Raw genomic sequence first — 16,772 nt, 5'->3', positions numbered from 1 at the left:
TCGCCTGAGAGCTGGCCGCAAGCCCGTGATTATTCCAGCAGAACGCATGGACCGATGAGTGGGCGACTCATGCGAAGGGGCTTTGCGAGGCGAAAGGCGGAAATTTACGCCCGGGGGCATGACAGTGGAATGACACCGGCGTGACGGCGTGTGCATTGGCCCGGCCGTCATACAGGCTGACAGACAGCCAGGCTATATTGCGTCATTCGCCCTGCCGTCCTCGATACTCAGCGACGCCCACATGCAGCCTTTGAGCTTTCTTCCCGACACCTTTGCGGAGTACGAAGATCTCAAGACGATCCTCGATCAGGGCAGCGCGAGTCTTGCGATCCGCACCGTCTGCGAGACGGCGGTGCGGGGCCGGCGCTTCAGCGTGCATACGGCGAGCATTGGTTCGACAGATCCGCAGGCGCCCGCCATCGGCTTTTTTGCCGGCATTCATGGGCTGGAGCGCATCGGCTCGCAACTCGTGCTCGATTACATGCGCGCGCTGCTCGCGCGGCTCGAATGGGACGAACTGCTGGTTCGCCAACTGCAATCCATCCGCCTCGTATTCATGCCGATCGTCAATCCTGGCGGAATGTGGGCGGCCACGCGCGCCAACCCGAACGGCGTCGACCTGATGCGCAATGCGCCGCAAAACGCAGACGAGCGCGTGCCGCTCCTGGCAGGCGGCCAGCGCGTCGGCGCATGGTTGCCGTGGTATCGCGGGCGCCGCGGCGGTCCAATGGAAGCCGAGGCCGCCGCGCTGCTCGAAGTGGTCGAAACCGAGCTGGCCGCGCGGCCAATGAGCATTGCGCTCGACTGCCATTCGGGCTACGGCTGGAGCGACAGCATCTGGTTTCCGTACGCGCGCACGCGCAAGCTGATGCCGCATCTGCCGGAAATGTACGTGCTGAAAACCATGTTCGAGCGCGCGCATCCGCATCATGGCTACACGTTCGAGCCGCAAAGCCATCAATACCTGCTGCACGGCGATCTGTGGGACTGCGCGTACGACCGTGCGCCGGCCGCCAACGTCTTTCTGCCGATGACGCTCGAACTCGGCTCCTGGCTGTGGATCAAGAAGAACCCGCGCCAGTTGTTCTCGCGCCAGGGCTTCTTCAATCCCGTGAAGGCGCATCGCACGGCGCGCGTGTTGCGGCGCCACGCGAACCTGCTCGATTTTCTCGCACGTGCCGCTTTTTCGTCGCAGCGTTGGCTGCCACAAGGCCAGCGCCGCGAGCAATTGCTGCAAAGCGCGATTGATCACTGGTACAGGCCGAACACTTGATGAGTACGTGGATATTGCTGCGCGGGCTCACACGCGAGGCGCGTCATTGGGGCCGCTTGCCCGAGCTGTTGCGCGAAGCCACGGGCGCGTCGCGTCTGTTGTTGCCCGACTTGTCGGGCAACGGTGCGCTTGCGCATGCGCGCGCGCCCGCTACCGTTGCCGCGATGGTCGAGTCCGTGCGCATTGCCGCGCAGCAAGAGCGCGCGCCGAACGAGGCCACGAGCGGGCCATTGAACATACTGGCGATGTCGCTCGGCGGCATGGTCGCGACAGCATGGGCGCAACGGTACCCCGACGAAATCGCGCGACTGGTGCTGATCAACACCAGTATGCGTCCGTTCAGTCGGGCGCATGAGCGCTTGCGTCCGGGTGCATGGCCGCACCTGGTGAAAGTGGCGAGCCATTGGCACGACGCGCCGCGTGCCGAGCGCGGCATTCATCGCCTGACATGCAATGACGTCGGCACGCTCCAAGCGGATCTCGACTCCTGGTGCATGATTCGCCGCAGCGCGCCGGTGAGCCTTGCGAATGCATGCCGGCAACTGTGGGCGGCAGCGCGGTTTCGCGCAGGCGCGGCGAAGCCGGCTTGTCCGCTGCTGCTGCTTTCCTCGCGCGAGGACCGGCTTGTCGATCCGGCGTGTTCCACAAAGCTCGCCGCGGCGTGGGGCGTCGCGCATCGCGTGCATCCGTGGGCGGGCCATGATTTGCCGCACGACGATCCGGCGTGGGTCGCGCAACAGGTGGGCGCATGGCTCGCGCACGAGAGCGTTGGAAGCACCGCAGGCACCGGAAGCACCCGAAGCGCAAACATGCGCTAGGCAGCGCGTGGCCATTGCGGCATGAGCAAGGAGAGCAGCGGGTATAACCTAACTCGCGGCATCGGTCGCATGGCGCCATGCGGGTGCATAATCGTTCTTCAGACGATGCATCCGATCCGGGCGATCCTCGCCATTGCCGCCAGCCGGGGGAGTTCATCATGCAAGCAAAGAACGAAGAAGCTGTCACGCACTTGCTGAACGATGTCGTCGAGTTTGCACGAACGCGCTTGCCCGAGCCGGCGTTTCACATTGTCGAGCCTTTTCTGCGGCACTACTACGATTTCGTCGACGCCGACGACCTGCAAAGCCGCTCCATCGCCGATCTGTACGGCGCCGCGCTCGCCCACTGGCAGACCGCGCAGCGCTTCGTGCCGGGCAAGGAAAGGCTGCGCGTCTATAACCCGATTCTCGAGCAACATGGCTGGCATTCCGATCACACCGTGATCGAGATCGTCAACGACGACATGCCGTTTCTGGTCGATTCCGTTTCAATGGCGGTGAACCGCCACGGGCTCGCGCTGCATTCGGTCGTGCATCCGGTGTTTCGCATCTGGCGCGGTGCCGACGGCGACATTGTGCGTGTCACGCAGGGCGCCGAGGAAGCCGCCGACACACGCTCGCAACTGGCCTCGTTCATTCATTTCGAAGTGGACCGTTGCGGCGACGCGGCGAAGCTCGACGCACTGCGCGAGGACATCGCCAAGGTACTGCTCGACGTGCGGGCCGCAGTCGAAGACTGGCCGAAGATAGTGGAGCTCGCGCGCATCACGATAAAAAGCATGAAGGCGGGCGAGAGCGGCCCGGATGCAATGGAAGCGCGCGCGTTCCTTGAGTGGATGGTGGCCGATCATTTCACCTTTCTCGGCCAGCGCGACTATGAACTGGTGCAACACGGCACGGGCTACGGCTTGCGCGCGGTGCCCGGCTCGGGGCTCGGCATTCTGCGCGACGGCTTGCGCGCGCAGCCCGGCGGTATGGCGCCCGGCGGCGCGGCGGCCTCGGAAGTCACGGCGTTGCCGCCGGCCGCCGCCGAGATCATTTCGAGCGCCTCGCCCATCTTCCTGACCAAGGCCAACTCGCGCGCGACCGTGCATCGCCCAGGTTATCTGGACTACGTCGGCATCAAGCTGACCGGTGCGGACGGCAAGGTGGTCGGCGAGCGGCGCTTCATTGGCCTGTATACATCGACCGCATATTTCGTGTCTGCGGCGGAGATTCCGATCGTGCGGCGCAAATGCGCGAACATCGTGAGAAGGGCCGGTTTCCTGCCGAAAGGTCATCTTGCCAAGTCGCTTCTCACGGTGCTCGAAACCTATCCGCGCGACGAGCTTTTCCAGGCCGACGAAAACCAGCTCTACGACATCGCGCTCGGCGTGTTGCGTTTGCAGGAGCATCAGCGCACACGTCTGTTCGTGCGGCGCGACCGCTTCGACCGTTTCGTGTCGTGCCTCGTGTTCGTGCCGCGCGACAAGTACAACACCGATTTGCGGCAGCGTATCGCCAATCTGCTTGCGGACGCGTTCAACGGAGAGAGCGTCGAATTCACGCCGCTGCTTTCGGAGTCGACGCTCGCGCGAATTCACTTCGTCGTCCATGCGAAAGCCGGCGGCATGCCCGATGTCGATACGCGCGAACTCGAAGCACGTCTCGTGCAGGTTGCGCGCCGCTGGCAGGACGATCTCGCCGATGCATTGCTCGACGCGTTCGGCGAGGAGCAGGGCAACCGTCTGCTGCAACACTATGCCGATTCATTTCCTGCGGGCTATCGCGACGACTATGCCGCGCGCACGGCAGTGCGCGATATTGAGCTGATCGAGCGCGTGCAGGGTAGCGAGCGGCTCGCGATGAACCTGTACCGCCCTATCGAAGCCGGGCCGCGTGCATTCCGCTTCAAGGTGTATCGCGCGGGCATGCCGATCGCACTGTCGCGCAGCTTGCCGATGCTCGAACATCTCGGCGTGCGGGTAGACGAAGAGCGGCCGTATCTGATCGAAGCGCTCGGCGCGACGCCTGCGTGGATTCACGATTTCGGCCTTGAACTGGCGGACGACGCAGAGTTCGATATAGAGCGCGTGAAAGATCTTTTCGAAGACGCGTTCGCCCAAGTGTGGACCGGCGCGGTGGAAAGCGACGACTTCAATCGACTCGTTCTGCGCGCACAGTTGAGCGCCCGCGAAGTGACGATCCTGCGTGCCTATGCGAAGTATCTGCGGCAGGTGGGCTCGACATTCAGCGACGCGTATATCGAGCGCGCGGTAACCGGCAACCCGGCAATTGCCCGCATGCTGGTCGAGTTGTTTGTCGCGCGCTTCGATCCGACGCTCGAGGGCACGCGCGAAGCGCGCGTCGCCACTCTGTTGAAAACGATAGACGGCGCGCTCGACCAGGTGCCCAATCTCGACGAGGACCGCATACTGCGGCAGTTTCTCGGCGTCATCAAGGCGACTCAGCGCACCAACTACTACCTGTTCGATGCGCAAGGCAAGCCGAAACCGTATCTGTCGTTCAAGTTCAATCCCCCTCAAGTGCCCGGTTTGCCCGAGCCCAAGCCGATGTTCGAGATATGGGTGTACTCGCCGCGCGTGGAGGGCGTGCATTTGCGCGGCGGACGCGTGGCGCGCGGCGGCCTGCGCTGGTCCGACCGTCGCGAGGATTTCCGCACCGAAGTGCTCGGCCTGATGAAAGCACAGATGGTGAAAAACGTGGTGATCGTGCCGGTGGGCTCGAAGGGCGGCTTCGTCGTGAAGAACCCGCCGCCGCAAAGCGAGCGCGACGCGTGGATGCGCGAGGGCATTGCCTGCTATCAGACCTTCCTGCGCGGCCTGCTCGATCTCACCGACAACCTGGCGGGCACGACCGTCGTACCGCCGCGCGACGTGGTCCGTCACGATCCCGACGACCCGTATCTGGTGGTGGCTGCCGACAAGGGCACGGCCACGTTCTCCGACTACGCGAACGCGATTTCGCAGGAATACGGCTTCTGGCTCGACGACGCGTTTGCGTCCGGCGGCTCGGTCGGTTATGACCACAAGAAGATGGCGATCACCGCGCGCGGCGCATGGGAGTCGGTGAAGCGGCACTTCCGCGAAATGAGCGTCGATACGCAGACGATGGACTTCACGGTGGTCGGCATCGGCGACATGTCCGGCGACGTGTTCGGCAACGGCATGCTGTTGTCGCCGCATATCAGGCTCGTTGCAGCGTTCGATCACCGGCACATTTTTCTCGACCCCAATCCCGATCCGGCAAGCAGTCTTGCCGAGCGCGGCCGGCTCTTTCTGCTCGATCGATCGAGCTGGGCGGACTACGACCCCTCGCTCATTTCGGCCGGCGGCGGCGTGTTTCCGCGTACCGCCAAGACCATTCCGCTTTCGCCCGCGGTGCAGTCGGTGCTCGGTATCAGTGCGGTTGCGCTGTCGCCCGCCGAACTGATGCGTGCAATTTTGCAGGCGCCCGTCGATCTGCTTTATAACGGCGGCATCGGCACGTATGTGAAGGCGACGCGCGAAACGCATCTGCAAGTGGGCGACCGCGCGAACGACGCGATCCGCGTGAATGGCGCCGATCTGCGCTGCAAGGTGGTCGCCGAAGGCGGCAACCTCGGGCTCACGCAACTCGGGCGCATAGAATTCGCGCAGCGCGGCGGGCGCATCAATACCGATGCAATCGACAACTCAGCGGGCGTCGACTGCTCGGACCACGAGGTCAACATCAAGATTCTGCTCGGACTCGTCGTGGCCGACGGCGAGATGACCGACAAGCAGCGCAATGCGCTGCTCGCGGAAATGACCGACGAAGTCGGCCTGCTGGTCCTGAAAGACAACTACTACCAGACCCAGGCGCTTTCCATTGCCGGCCGCTACGGTGTCGAACTGCTCGACGCGGAAGCGCGTTTGATGCGCTACCTCGAACGCGCAGGGCGCCTGAACCGCACCATCGAATTCTTGCCAAGCGACGAAGAAGTGGCCGAGCGGCAGGCCGCGAAACAGGGGCTCACCACGCCTGAGCGCGCGGTGCTGCTCGCGTACAGCAAGATGTGGCTGTACGACGCGCTGCTCGAATCGTCGGTGCCGGAAGACCCGCTCGTCGGCGACATGCTGATCGAATACTTTCCGAAGCCTTTGCGCCAGCGTTTCAGCGAGCCGATGCAGCGCCACCCGCTGCGCCGTGAAATTCTTGCGACGCACTTGACCAATGCGTTGGTGAACCGCGTAGGCTGCGAGTTCGTGCACCGGCTCATGGAAGAGACCGACGCGCGGCCGGGCGACATCGTGCGCGCGTGCATCATGGCGCGCGACGTGTTCGATCTGGACGACGTGTGGCGCAGCATCGACGCGCTCGACAACCGCGTCGCCGACGACGTGCAGGCGCGCATGTTCGTCGAAGTCGCGCGGCTCGTCGAACGTTCGGCGTTGTGGTTCCTGCGGCATCTGTCGTCGCCGGCGGTGAACAGCGACGACGTGAGCGATCTGCTGGCGCGTTGCCGCGACGCCGCGCAGCGTCTCGCGCCGCAATGGCCCGCGCTCTTGCCGGCCGCCGACCTCGAGGCGCTGTCCGAGCGCCAGCGCGTGCTGGTGGATGCGGGTGTCGACAGCGACCTCGCGGTACGCATAGCAAGCGGCGAGATTTCAGCGGCGCTGCTCGACATCGCGGAGGTGGCGTCGTCCTGCGAGCGCAAGCTCGAACTCGTGGCGGGCGTCTACTTCGCGCTCGGTACGCTGCTCAACTATCACTGGATCAGCGAGCGGGCGGCCGCATTGCCTGCGCCGTCGCATTGGGACATGCTGGCGCGCGCAACCGCATTGGCCGAGCTCGCGCGCCTGAAACGCGCGCTCACGATGAGCGCGCTCGCCGGGGCCGACGCCGCCTCCACGCCGGAGGGCCTGGTGCATGCATGGCGCGACAAACGGGCCGCGCAGCTAGAGCGCTATGCGCGGCTGCTGGCGGACTTGCGGGCTACGGGCGGCGCGAGTCTGTCGATGCTGTTGGTGATCGTGCGCGAAATGGCGGCGCTCGAGAGGGCGTGAGCGTCGGGGACCCCATGCGTCGCGCGCTGCTATTGGACCATGCCGCCCGGCATCGCCATAATACGGGTTCCTGGCCGGTTAAAGCCTTTTGCAATCAGTCCAACGCCCTCTACGACGATGAAAGAAGAATCGCCGAAAGCCATTATTTACGCGCTCGCCGCCAACTTTGGCATTGCCGTCTGCAAGTTCGCCGCCGCTTCGTTCACCGGTTCCGGTTCGATGTTTGCCGAAGCCATTCACTCCACCGCCGACTGCGGTAATCAACTGCTGCTGCTGTTCGGTCTGCGTCAGGCGCGCCGGCCGGCGAGCCCGTTGCATCCGATGGGCGGCGGCCGCGAGATCAATTTCTATTCGCTGCTGGTCGCGCTGCTGCTGTTTTTCGTGGGCGGCGCGTTTTCCGTGTACGAAGGCGTGCATCGAATTGTTGCGCGTGAGCCTTTGCAGTATGCCTATGTGGCGCTGGTGGTGTTGGGCGTGTCGGTGGTGCTGGAGGCGCTGTCGCTGTGGGGCGCGCTCAAGGAGATCCGCCGCGTGTATCCCGAGAAAAGCATGTGGCGCTGGTTCAGGGAGACGCGCGAGTCGGAACTGCTGGTGGTAGCCGGCGAAGACATTGCAGCGCTGATGGGGCTTGCCATGGCCTTCATTGCCGTGCTGCTGACGCTCGTGACCGGCAATCCGGTCTACGACGCATTGGGTTCGGTCGCGGTTGGGCTGCTGCTGATGGTGATTGCCGGGCTGGTGGCGCGCGAAGTGAAGTCGATGATCGTCGGCGAATCGGCGAGTCCGGAGGTGCGCCGCGAAATCGAGGCGCATTTGCGCGCACGCAGCGAAATTCGCAGCATCATCAATATGATCACGCTGCAATGGGGACGCCATGTGGTGGTGGCGGTGCAGGCAGAAATGATCGACTATGCGAGCGGCCGGGCCATGGTCGATGCAATCAACGTAATCGAGGCCGACTTGCAGGCTGCCTTTCCGCAGGTGCGCTGGGTGTTTTTCGAACCGGACATTCCACGCGTTTGAGTTTATTCACTGCGCTTGTTCCTTGCCCTTCTTCGTGAGCTTCTTCCGTGGGTTTCATTCTTTTGGTGCATGCGGCTCGCGCAGAGCTTCGCGCGAGTGGCGAAATTGCCGCGTAATCCGCTAGACAATCATTTCGTCGCATCTATACTTCTTCCGGCTTGAAGCGGCACTCTCCCCAACTGCATGACAGGCAAAAGGAAGATCACTGATGCTGACTCGCACATTTGGCGCGCTATCCGTCATTGCACTCGCGGCATGCGCGGCCTTTAATTCGGGACCCGCCAGCGCGGACGACAGCAGCGCTTTCTCGCATGAAGACAGTGCTTCGCGCGGCCGGCCCGTCAAGGTGATGATCATCTCCATGTTTGGCCCGGAAGGCCAGGTGTGGCTCGACAAGCTCGGCCCGTGGCGCGATATTCCAGTGGACGGCCTGTCGCCGGACTATCCAGCAGTGCATTGCAACCGCCAGGACGTGTGCGTGATGACCACCGGCATGGGACACACCAATGCCGCGGCCTCCATCATGGCGTTGACGTTCTCGCCGCGTTTCGATTTGCGCCATACGTACTTTATGGTGGCGGGCATTGCCGGCATCGACCCGCAGCAGGGCACGGTCGGTTCCGCTGCATGGGCCAAATACCTCGTGGATTTCGGCATTCAATGGGAAATAGACGGGCGCGAGGTTCCAGCCGGCTGGAACACCGGCTATCTCGGCATCAACACGAAAAGCCCTTCGGAAAAGCCGCCTCTCGATTACCGGACGGAAGTATTCCAGCTCAATACGCAACTGGCCGATACGGCATTCGCCTTGTCGCGCAACGTCGTGCTTTCCGACAATGCGCAGGCGCAGGCTGCGCGCGCCAAGTATTCGTATGCGCCGGCTAACCGCCCGCCCACCGTCATTCAATGCGATACGCTCGCGGGCGACACCTGGTGGTCCGGCACGCTTCTAGGGCAACGCGCACGCGACTGGACAAAGATACTGACCGATGGAAAGGGCGTCTATTGCACGACGCAGCAGGAAGACAATGCGACCTATGAAGCGCTCAAACGCGCGGCTTCCGTCCATAAGGTCGATCTGAACCGCGTGGCCGTAGTGCGCGCGGGCTCCGATTTCGACCGCCCTTACGATGGACAGACGAGTGCCGACAATCTGCTGAACTATGCCGCGCAAGGCGGCTTTACGATTGCTCTGGAGAACCTGTACCGCTCGGGCAATCCGCTCGTGCAGGATATCGTCACGCACTGGAGCGAATGGCGCGACGGCGTACCAAAGCGCTAACGACTCCTGCAACAAGGGCCGCTTCAAGCGGCCCTTGTTGCAATTGCGCCGCGCATTACCTTTGCGGTGCGCGATACGGTGTCCATACTGCCGCGTCCGTATCCCAGTTGTCGAGTTCCGACGGTGCCATGATCTACTCCTTTGCAGATGTGCTTCGGTCTATTACTGCGGGCCGAAATAATTCCGGATCGCTAAATATTAGAGCGGTTCATTGTTCCGCAGGCTTATTGCCCCGTCGCCACTCGTGTCACTTCGCCACTCGCGCCTTCCTGCAATGCGATGCGTGCAGCCTGCGTCTGGCCGATCAGTCCTTTGTTCGGATACGTCGTGCGGTTCAGCGAAGGCAGCGAGCCGTCACGATACGCGGCGACCAGTTCGGCCTTCACTTCGGCGCGCGTTTTTCCGCTCGTCGTTGCGGCGGGCTGAGTCTGATAACTGCCGGCATGGCCAATGCCATTGCCTTGTGCGAAAACCGGCGCGCTGGCAAGCAGCGAGAGAGCAAGACCTGCGAGAAGATTGCGTTTCATGATTCACTCCTGTCGATTCATTGGCAGCACGAGGGCGCTGCGGACAGGGTGAAATGTAGACTTCGGGCGCGTGTCGATAAACTGCGCTTTCGCGAAATGAATTGTCGCGATTCCAGAACAATCGCTTTAAGAGCCCTAAAAACCAAGGCACAAAGAACAACCGCGGCATTAGCGCCGCGGTTGGAATTCACTGTTTCACTTTCTGCACTTCAATTGAACGGCCTCACGCGACCCATTCCGAAATGACCGGTGTGTCGAGTGCGGGAGAAAACTCCCGCTCTTCGAGCGTGCGCTTCGAGCAGGTAGCGTCGAGTGTGCCTCGACCGCTCAGCAATGGGCAGCGATCGAATACTTCGGCGATCCAGTCTACGAAAACACGGACTTTAGGCGACAGATGCCGACTGTGCGGATAGACTGCGGAAATGGGCATCGGCAAAGGCTTCAGTTCGGGCAGTACTTCAACGAGTTGGCCTGAACGCAGTTGCGGGAGCACCATGAATAGCGCCGGCTGAATCAGGCCAAAACCTTCCAGCCCGCAGGTCACGTAGGCATCGGCGTCGTTGACCGAGACGATGCTCTTCATCTTTACTTCAACCTCTTTGCCATCAACCATGAATGCCCAATCGAGCGTGCGTCCGGTACGGCTCGAGAAGTAATTGACTGCTTTGTGATTTTCCAGGTCCTCGAGCGAAGTCGGCATGCCGGCCCGCTCAATGTATGACGGAGCCGCGCACGTTACGCCTTCAAACAGGCCAATACGCCGCGCCACCAGCGAGGAATCCTGCAGCGCGCCGACCCGCACGACGCAATCCACGCCTTCCTGCAGCAGGTCGACGGGTCGATCCGAGAGGCCGAGTTGCAGATCGATGTCCGGATAGCGCTGGTGGAATTCACACAGCTTCGGAATGACCAGCAAGCGGCCAATCGAGCCAGGCATGTCGATGCGCAGCTTCCCGTGCGGTTTTTTATTGCCGCTCTGGAAACTGGCCTCGGTTTCTTCGACGTCCGCGAGAATGCGCACACAGCGTTCGTAGTACGCGGCGCCGTCCGGCGTGAGCGACAGCCGGCGCGTCGTGCGGTGCATGAGCCGTGTACCGAGGAACGCTTCGAGGTTCTGAATGATCGTGGTAACGGAGGCGCGCGGCAGGTCGAGCGTTTCCGCCGCGCGGGTAAAGCTGTTTGTGTCGACGACACGCGTGAACACTTGCATGGCCTGAAGCCGGTCCATTGCAAACCTCCAGAAGGGGCAGGCGTACTGAGCAGGGTTCGGATCCACCGGGCAATCTGTTCGATTGTTCAGAGGGGCCGAATTGTGTTGCCGGATTATAGGCATTTATTTACGAGTCTGCCGAACCCACAATTCGCACCATTGAAGTTCTTTGCGCATTGCGCGGCTCCACATGGATGCATTCAAACCGCCGTTCTCTTTTACGCCCGCCGCCAACGAGCCGGCGGAGGCCGACAGCACGGCACTGGAAGTGACTGACGTACAGATAGAAGGACACGCGCAGGACATCACGTTGCGTTTGTACCGGCAGGCCAGGAAAACCGCACTGCCGGTACTGCTTTACTTTCACGGCGGCGGCTTCACGAAGGGGTCGATCGAGCAGGCGGATTTCGCGTCGCGCTATTTCGCGGAACATTTACCTGCATTAGTGGTGTCGGTGGGCTATTCGCTCGCGCCGGAGTTCCCGTTTCCCGCAGCGCCGGAAGACGCACACCGCGCGGCGTTGTGGGTGCAGACGCGGGCGCGTGCGTTTGGCGGCAATAGCAGAAAGGTTGGCGTGGCGGGCCATGATGCGGGCGGCCAGCTGGCCAATTGCCTCGCTTTCATCGCGCGCGATCGCGGCGACGTGCAGATTGCCGCGCAGGCTTTGTTCGGGCCGATGCTGGACCCGAGCCTCACGCGCCTTGGCGATGAAAAGCGCCTCGGCTCGGACATCACGGCAAGAGAATGCGCGGCCTGCTACCGCGCATACCTGCCGCAGGCGTCGCAACGCATGCATCCGTATGCGGCGCCGCTGGAGTCGTCGCGGCTTGCCGGCTTGCCGGCCACGCTGATCGCGACGGCGCAAAACGACGTGCTGCACGTCGAGGCGGAGAAATACGCGAGCAGTCTGATCGACGCGGGTGTGCTGACGCAGGTGGTCCGCTATCCGGCGGTCTCGCATGCGGCACTGGCCGATCATCCGCCCGCCTTGCAGGAGGCAGTGAGATTTTTTCAGTGGCGCTTCGATGCGCGCGCATATCGCTGATCCCAGCGGCTGATCCCAGCGGCTAAAACCACCGGCTGGAATCAGCACTGAAACAGAACCAGGCAAAACATTAATCAACGATACCGGGAGCTACACATGACCATTCTTCCTCTTTCTCGCCGCCGTGTGGCGGTTGCCGCGCTTGCCGTCGTGGTCCTTGCCGGACTTGGCACCTTTGGCGCGATCCGTGTGGACGCGAGCTCGCCCGCCGCGCCGACCATCGTGCCGGAAGTCGATGTAGCCACGGTGGTGCAAAAGACGATTACCGACTGGCAAAGCTATTCGGGCCGCCTCGAAGCAGTAGAAAAAGTGGACGTACGTTCGCAGGTGCCTGGCACGATCGTGTCCGTCAACTTCAAGGACGGCGCGCTCGTGAAGAAGGGCGACACGCTGTTCGTGATCGACCCGCGTCCGTACGCGGCGGAAGTGGACCGTGCCGAAGCGCAGCTCGCGGCGGCTCAGGCGCGCACGGGCTATACGCAAAGCGACTGGGAACGCGCGCAACGCCTGATCGCCGACAACGCCATCGCCAAGCGCGATTACGACGAGAAGCAGAACGCCGCTCGCGAAGCGAGTGCAAACCTGAAGGCCGCACAAGCCGCGCTTGAAACCGCGCGCATCAATCTTGGCTACACGAAGATTGTCGCGCCGGTGTCGGGCCGCGTGTCGCGCGCGGAAATCACGGTAGGCAATGTGGTGTCGGCCGGTGCAGGTTCCGCGCCGCTCACCACGCTCGTATCCGTTTCGCCGATCTACGCATCGTTCGACGCCGACGAGCAGACCTACCTGCAATACCTGCGTCGCGCGAAAGACGGCAGCAAGGTGCCGGTGGAGCTCGGCCTCGCCGACGAAACCGGCTATTCACGCAGCGGCACGATCGAGTCGGTGGACAACCGTCTGGATACGTCGTCGGGCACGATCCGCGTGCGGGCGCGTTTCGACAACCAGGACGGCACGCTCATTCCGGGCCTTTATGCGCGCGTGAAAGTGGGCGGCAGCGAGCCGCATCCGGCGCTGCTGATCGACGACGCAGCAGTAGGCACCGACCAGGACAAGAAGTTCGTGCTGGTGGTGGACCAGAACAATCACGTCGCGTATCGCGAGATTTCGGTGGGCGACATGCAGGGCAATCTGCGCGTGGTGAAGGGCGGTCTGAAGGCAGGCGACCGGATTGTCGTCAACGGTATTCAGCGTGTGCGGCCGGGCGATGCGGTGCGCGCGCACATGGTGCCCATGACGACCGACCAGGACCCGAACAGCGCGCCGCTCGCACAGACGCGCGCCAAAGCGGACAAGAACTCGTGAGCGTCGCGGCCGCGGCAGGCAACGCGCGGCGCATGCTCCAACCGCTTGCTCCAAACATCAAGAGCTTCCAATGAATATATCCAAATTCTTCATCGACAGGCCGATCTTCGCGGGCGTGCTATCGGTATTGGTTCTGCTGGCGGGCGTGATTTCGCTCTTCAAGCTGCCGATCTCGGAGTACCCGGAAGTGGTGCCGCCGTCGGTCGTGGTGCACGCGCAGTATCCGGGCGCGAATCCCAAAGTGATCGCGGAAGCCGTCGCCTCACCGCTCGAAGAGCAGATCAACGGCGTGGAGAACATGCTGTACATGCAGTCGCAGGCAAATAGCGACGGCAATCTCACGCTGACGGTGACCTTCAAGCTCGGCACCAACCCGGACCTTGCCACGCAGCTCGTGCAGAACCGCGTGAACCAGGCGCTGCCGCGCTTGCCGGAAGACGTGCAACGGCTTGGCGTGACGACCATCAAGAGCTCGCCTACGCTCACCATGGTGGTCCACCTGATCTCGCCGAACAACCGCTACGACATGACGTATCTGCGCAATTACGCGCTGCTCAACGTCAAGGACCGGCTTGCGCGCATTCAGGGCGTGGGCGAAGTGCAGTTGTGGGGCTCGGGCGACTACGCAATGCGCGTATGGCTCGATCCGCAGAAAGTCGCGCAGCGCGGCTTGACGGCAACCGAAGTGGTCAACGCGATCCGCGAGCAGAACATTCAGGTGGCAGCCGGTGTGATCGGCGCGTCGCCTTCGGTGCCGGGCACGCAATTGCAGTTGTCGGTGAATGCGCGCGGCCGTCTGAAAACGGAGGGCGAATTCGGCGACATCATCGTGAAGACCGCGCCGGACGGCGGCGTGACCTACCTGCGCGATATTGCGCGTGTCGAACTGGCGGCGTCGGAATACGGCCTGCGTTCGTTGCTCGACAACAAGCCGGCGGTTGCGCTCGCAATCAACCAGGCGCCGGGCGCTAACTCGCTCGCGATTTCGGACGAGGTGCGCTCCGCGATGAAGGAACTCGCGCAAGACATGCCGGCGGGCGTCGAATACAAGATCGTCTACGACCCCACGCAGTTCGTGCGTTCGAGTATCGAGGCGGTCGTGCATACGCTGCTCGAAGCTATCGCGCTGGTGGTGATCGTCGTGATCGTGTTCCTGCAGACGTGGCGCGCGTCGATCATTCCGTTGATCGCGGTGCCTGTGTCGATTGTCGGTACCTTTTCGCTGCTGCTTGCATTCGGCTTCTCGATCAATGCGCTGTCGCTGTTCGGCATGGTGCTCGCCATCGGGATTGTGGTGGACGATGCGATCGTGGTGGTGGAGAACGTCGAGCGGAACATCGAAAACGGACTGAGTGCGCGCGACGCAACGTATAAGGCGATGCAGGAGGTGAGCGGGCCGATTATCGCCATTGCGCTCACGCTCGTCGCCGTGTTCGTGCCGCTTGCGTTCATGACGGGCCTCACGGGTCAGTTCTACAAGCAGTTCGCGATGACCATCGCGATCTCAACGGTGATCTCGGCGTTCAACTCGCTGACGCTGTCGCCGGCATTGTCCGCGATGCTGCTGCGCAGCCACGGCGCGAAGGAAGACTTCCTGACGCGTGTGATGAACCGTGTGCTGGGCCGCTTCTTCAAGGGCTTCAACAAGGTGTTTCATCGCGGCTCGGAAGGTTATGGCCGCGGCGTGACGGGCGTGCTGCGCCGTAAGGGCGCAATGCTCGCGGTGTACGCGATTCTGCTCGGCGCAACGGTGCTGATCGCGCGTATCGTGCCAGGCGGCTTCGTGCCCGCGCAGGACAAGGAGTATCTGATTGCGTTCGCACAGTTGCCGAACGGTGCGTCGCTGGATCGCACGGAGAAAGTGATTCGCGACATGAGCGCCATCGCGCTCAAGCAAAAGGGCGTGGAAAGCGCGGTGGCGTTCCCTGGCTTGTCGGTGAACGGCTTCACGAACAGTTCGAGCGCGGGCATCGTGTTCGTCACGCTCAAGCCGTTCAAGGAGCGCGGCGACAAGAAGCTCTCTGCGGGCGCAATTGCAGGCTCGTTGAATCAGCAGTATGGCGCGATCAAGGACTCGTTCGTCGCCGTGTTCCCGCCGCCGCCGGTGCTCGGTCTCGGCACGCTCGGCGGCTTCAAGATGCAGTTGGAGGATCACGGCGCGCTCGGTTACGCGGAGTTGAACAAGGCAGCGGAGGCATTCGTGAAGAAGGCGGCGCAAACGCCTGAGCTTGGGCCGACCTTCTCCAGTTATCAGATCAACGTGCCGCAACTGAACGTGGACCTCGACCGTGTGAAGGCGAAGCAGCTTGGCGTGCCGGTCACGGACGTGTTCAACACGATGCAGATCTATCTCGGCTCGCTGTACGTGAACGACTTCAACCGCTTTGGCCGCGTGTATCAGGTGCGGGTGCAGGCAGACGCGCCGTTCCGTCAACACGCCGACGACATCCTGCAACTGAAGACGCGCAATTCGGCGGGCGACATGGTGCCGTTGTCGTCGCTCGTCACGGTCACTCCGACGTATGGTCCGGAAATGGTGGTGCGTTACAACGGCTATACGGCTGCGGACATCAACGGCGGGCCGGCGCCTGGCTTCTCGTCGGGTCAGGCTCAGGCCGCGGCCGAGCGGGTGGCGGCTGAAGTTCTGCCGCGCGGCGTGAAGCTGGAGTGGACCGACTTGACCTATCAGCAGATTCTTGCGGGCAATGCGGGTCTGTGGGTGTTCCCGATCAGCGTGCTGCTCGTGTTCCTCGTGCTCGCCGCGTTGTATGAAAGCCTGACGCTGCCGCTCGCGGTCATCCTGATCGTGCCGATGAGCGTGTTGTCCGCGCTGACCGGCGTGTGGCTCACCGGCGGCGACAACAACATCTTCACGCAGATCGGCTTGATGGTGCTGGTGGGCCTGTCCGCGAAGAACGCGATTCTGATCGTGGAATTCGCCCGCGAACTGGAGCACGACGGACATACCCCGCTTTCGGCGGCGATTGAAGCAAGCCGTTTGCGTCTGCGGCCGATTCTGATGACATCGATTGCGTTCATCATGGGTGTCGTGCCGCTGGTGTTGTCGACCGGGGCCGGTTCGGAAATGCGTCATGCAATGGGTGTCGCCGTGTTCTTCGGCATGCTCGGGGTGACCTTGTTCGGGCTGATGCTGACGCCGGTGTTCTATGTGGTGCTGCGTACGATGGCCGGCGGGACGATTCATGTCGCGCAGAAAGACTCGCCGCGCATTGGCGCGCCGGTCACGGACGCCTGAGGAGAG

10 protein-coding genes are annotated in these 16,772 nt (G+C 62.6%); 8 read left to right on the top strand and 2 right to left on the bottom strand.

Going from position 1 to position 16,772, the window contains the following annotated elements; genetic code table 11:
- Positions 1-241 precede the first annotated feature (241 nt).
- The 5 genes from F757_RS0129915 to F757_RS0129895 all read left to right on the top strand — a co-directional run bounded on the left by F757_RS0129915 (position 242) and on the right by F757_RS0129895 (position 9,423).
- The gene (locus F757_RS0129915) at positions 242-1,273 is read left to right on the top strand and encodes a M14 family zinc carboxypeptidase (RefSeq protein ID WP_027214537.1); all 1,032 of its coding nucleotides are present in this window, start codon (positions 242-244) and stop codon (positions 1,271-1,273) included.
- Positions 1,273-2,091 (top strand): alpha/beta fold hydrolase, encoded by an 819-nt coding sequence (locus F757_RS0129910; RefSeq protein WP_027214536.1) that lies wholly within the window; start codon positions 1,273-1,275, stop codon positions 2,089-2,091. The genes F757_RS0129915 and F757_RS0129910 overlap by 1 nt, the downstream gene beginning before the upstream one ends.
- A 158-nt stretch (positions 2,092-2,249) precedes the next feature.
- The gene (locus F757_RS0129905; protein WP_027214535.1) at positions 2,250-7,118 is read left to right on the top strand and encodes an NAD-glutamate dehydrogenase; all 4,869 of its coding nucleotides are present in this window, start codon (positions 2,250-2,252) and stop codon (positions 7,116-7,118) included.
- 117 nt (positions 7,119-7,235) lie between these two features.
- Positions 7,236-8,141, top strand: a complete 906-nt coding sequence (locus F757_RS0129900) for a cation diffusion facilitator family transporter (protein WP_027214534.1) — start codon at positions 7,236-7,238, stop codon at positions 8,139-8,141.
- 208 nt (positions 8,142-8,349) lie between these two features.
- A complete protein-coding gene (locus F757_RS0129895; protein WP_027214533.1) occupies positions 8,350-9,423 on the top strand; it encodes a purine-nucleoside phosphorylase in 1,074 nt (357 codons plus the stop codon).
- Positions 9,424-9,647: 224 nt separating this feature from the next.
- On the opposite strand, the gene F757_RS0129890 is transcribed toward F757_RS0129895, so the two are convergent.
- Positions 9,648-9,950 (bottom strand): DUF4148 domain-containing protein, encoded by a 303-nt coding sequence (locus F757_RS0129890; protein ID WP_027214532.1) that lies wholly within the window; start codon positions 9,948-9,950, stop codon positions 9,648-9,650.
- A gap of 223 nt (positions 9,951-10,173) precedes the next feature.
- On the bottom strand, positions 10,174-11,178 hold the full coding sequence (locus F757_RS0129885) for a LysR family transcriptional regulator (protein WP_013342720.1): 1,005 nt from the start codon (positions 11,176-11,178) through the stop codon (positions 10,174-10,176).
- 172 nt (positions 11,179-11,350) lie between these two features.
- Between F757_RS0129885 and F757_RS0129880 the strand changes: the two genes are divergently transcribed.
- The 3 genes from F757_RS0129880 to F757_RS0129870 all read left to right on the top strand — a co-directional run bounded on the left by F757_RS0129880 (position 11,351) and on the right by F757_RS0129870 (position 16,766).
- Complete coding sequence (locus F757_RS0129880) at positions 11,351-12,205, top strand: alpha/beta hydrolase (RefSeq protein ID WP_027214531.1); 855 nt, start codon at positions 11,351-11,353, stop codon at positions 12,203-12,205.
- A gap of 96 nt (positions 12,206-12,301) precedes the next feature.
- Positions 12,302-13,510: an efflux RND transporter periplasmic adaptor subunit gene (locus F757_RS0129875; protein ID WP_027214530.1), complete on the top strand. Its 1,209-nt coding sequence runs from the start codon at positions 12,302-12,304 to the stop codon at positions 13,508-13,510.
- A 70-nt stretch (positions 13,511-13,580) separates the two neighbouring features.
- Positions 13,581-16,766, top strand: coding sequence for an efflux RND transporter permease subunit (locus F757_RS0129870; protein WP_027214529.1), 3,186 nt, complete (start codon positions 13,581-13,583; stop codon positions 16,764-16,766).
- The last annotated feature ends 6 nt before the right edge of the window (positions 16,767-16,772 follow it).

Source organism: Burkholderia sp. WSM2232, from assembly GCF_000472545.1.
Taxonomy (GTDB): domain Bacteria; phylum Pseudomonadota; class Gammaproteobacteria; order Burkholderiales; family Burkholderiaceae; genus Paraburkholderia.
The sequence above is the reverse complement of the archived record's forward strand: the minus strand, read 5'-3'. Positions and strand labels throughout refer to the sequence as shown.

What these genes read in the sequence shown, in the direction of transcription:
- F757_RS0129915 (WP_027214537.1), top strand. Translation starts at nt 242, where the DNA reads ATGCAGCCTTTGAGCTTTCTTCCCGACACCTTTGCGGAGTACGAAGAT.
- F757_RS0129910 (WP_027214536.1), top strand. Translation starts at nt 1,273, where the DNA reads ATGAGTACGTGGATATTGCTGCGCGGGCTCACACGCGAGGCGCGTCAT.
- F757_RS0129905 (WP_027214535.1), top strand. Translation starts at nt 2,250, where the DNA reads ATGCAAGCAAAGAACGAAGAAGCTGTCACGCACTTGCTGAACGATGTC.
- F757_RS0129900 (WP_027214534.1), top strand. Translation starts at nt 7,236, where the DNA reads ATGAAAGAAGAATCGCCGAAAGCCATTATTTACGCGCTCGCCGCCAAC.
- F757_RS0129895 (WP_027214533.1), top strand. Translation starts at nt 8,350, where the DNA reads ATGCTGACTCGCACATTTGGCGCGCTATCCGTCATTGCACTCGCGGCA.
- F757_RS0129890 (WP_027214532.1), bottom strand. Translation starts at nt 9,950, where the DNA reads ATGAAACGCAATCTTCTCGCAGGTCTTGCTCTCTCGCTGCTTGCCAGC.
- F757_RS0129885 (WP_013342720.1), bottom strand. Translation starts at nt 11,178, where the DNA reads ATGGACCGGCTTCAGGCCATGCAAGTGTTCACGCGTGTCGTCGACACA.
- F757_RS0129880 (WP_027214531.1), top strand. Translation starts at nt 11,351, where the DNA reads ATGGATGCATTCAAACCGCCGTTCTCTTTTACGCCCGCCGCCAACGAG.
- F757_RS0129875 (WP_027214530.1), top strand. Translation starts at nt 12,302, where the DNA reads ATGACCATTCTTCCTCTTTCTCGCCGCCGTGTGGCGGTTGCCGCGCTT.
- F757_RS0129870 (WP_027214529.1), top strand. Translation starts at nt 13,581, where the DNA reads ATGAATATATCCAAATTCTTCATCGACAGGCCGATCTTCGCGGGCGTG.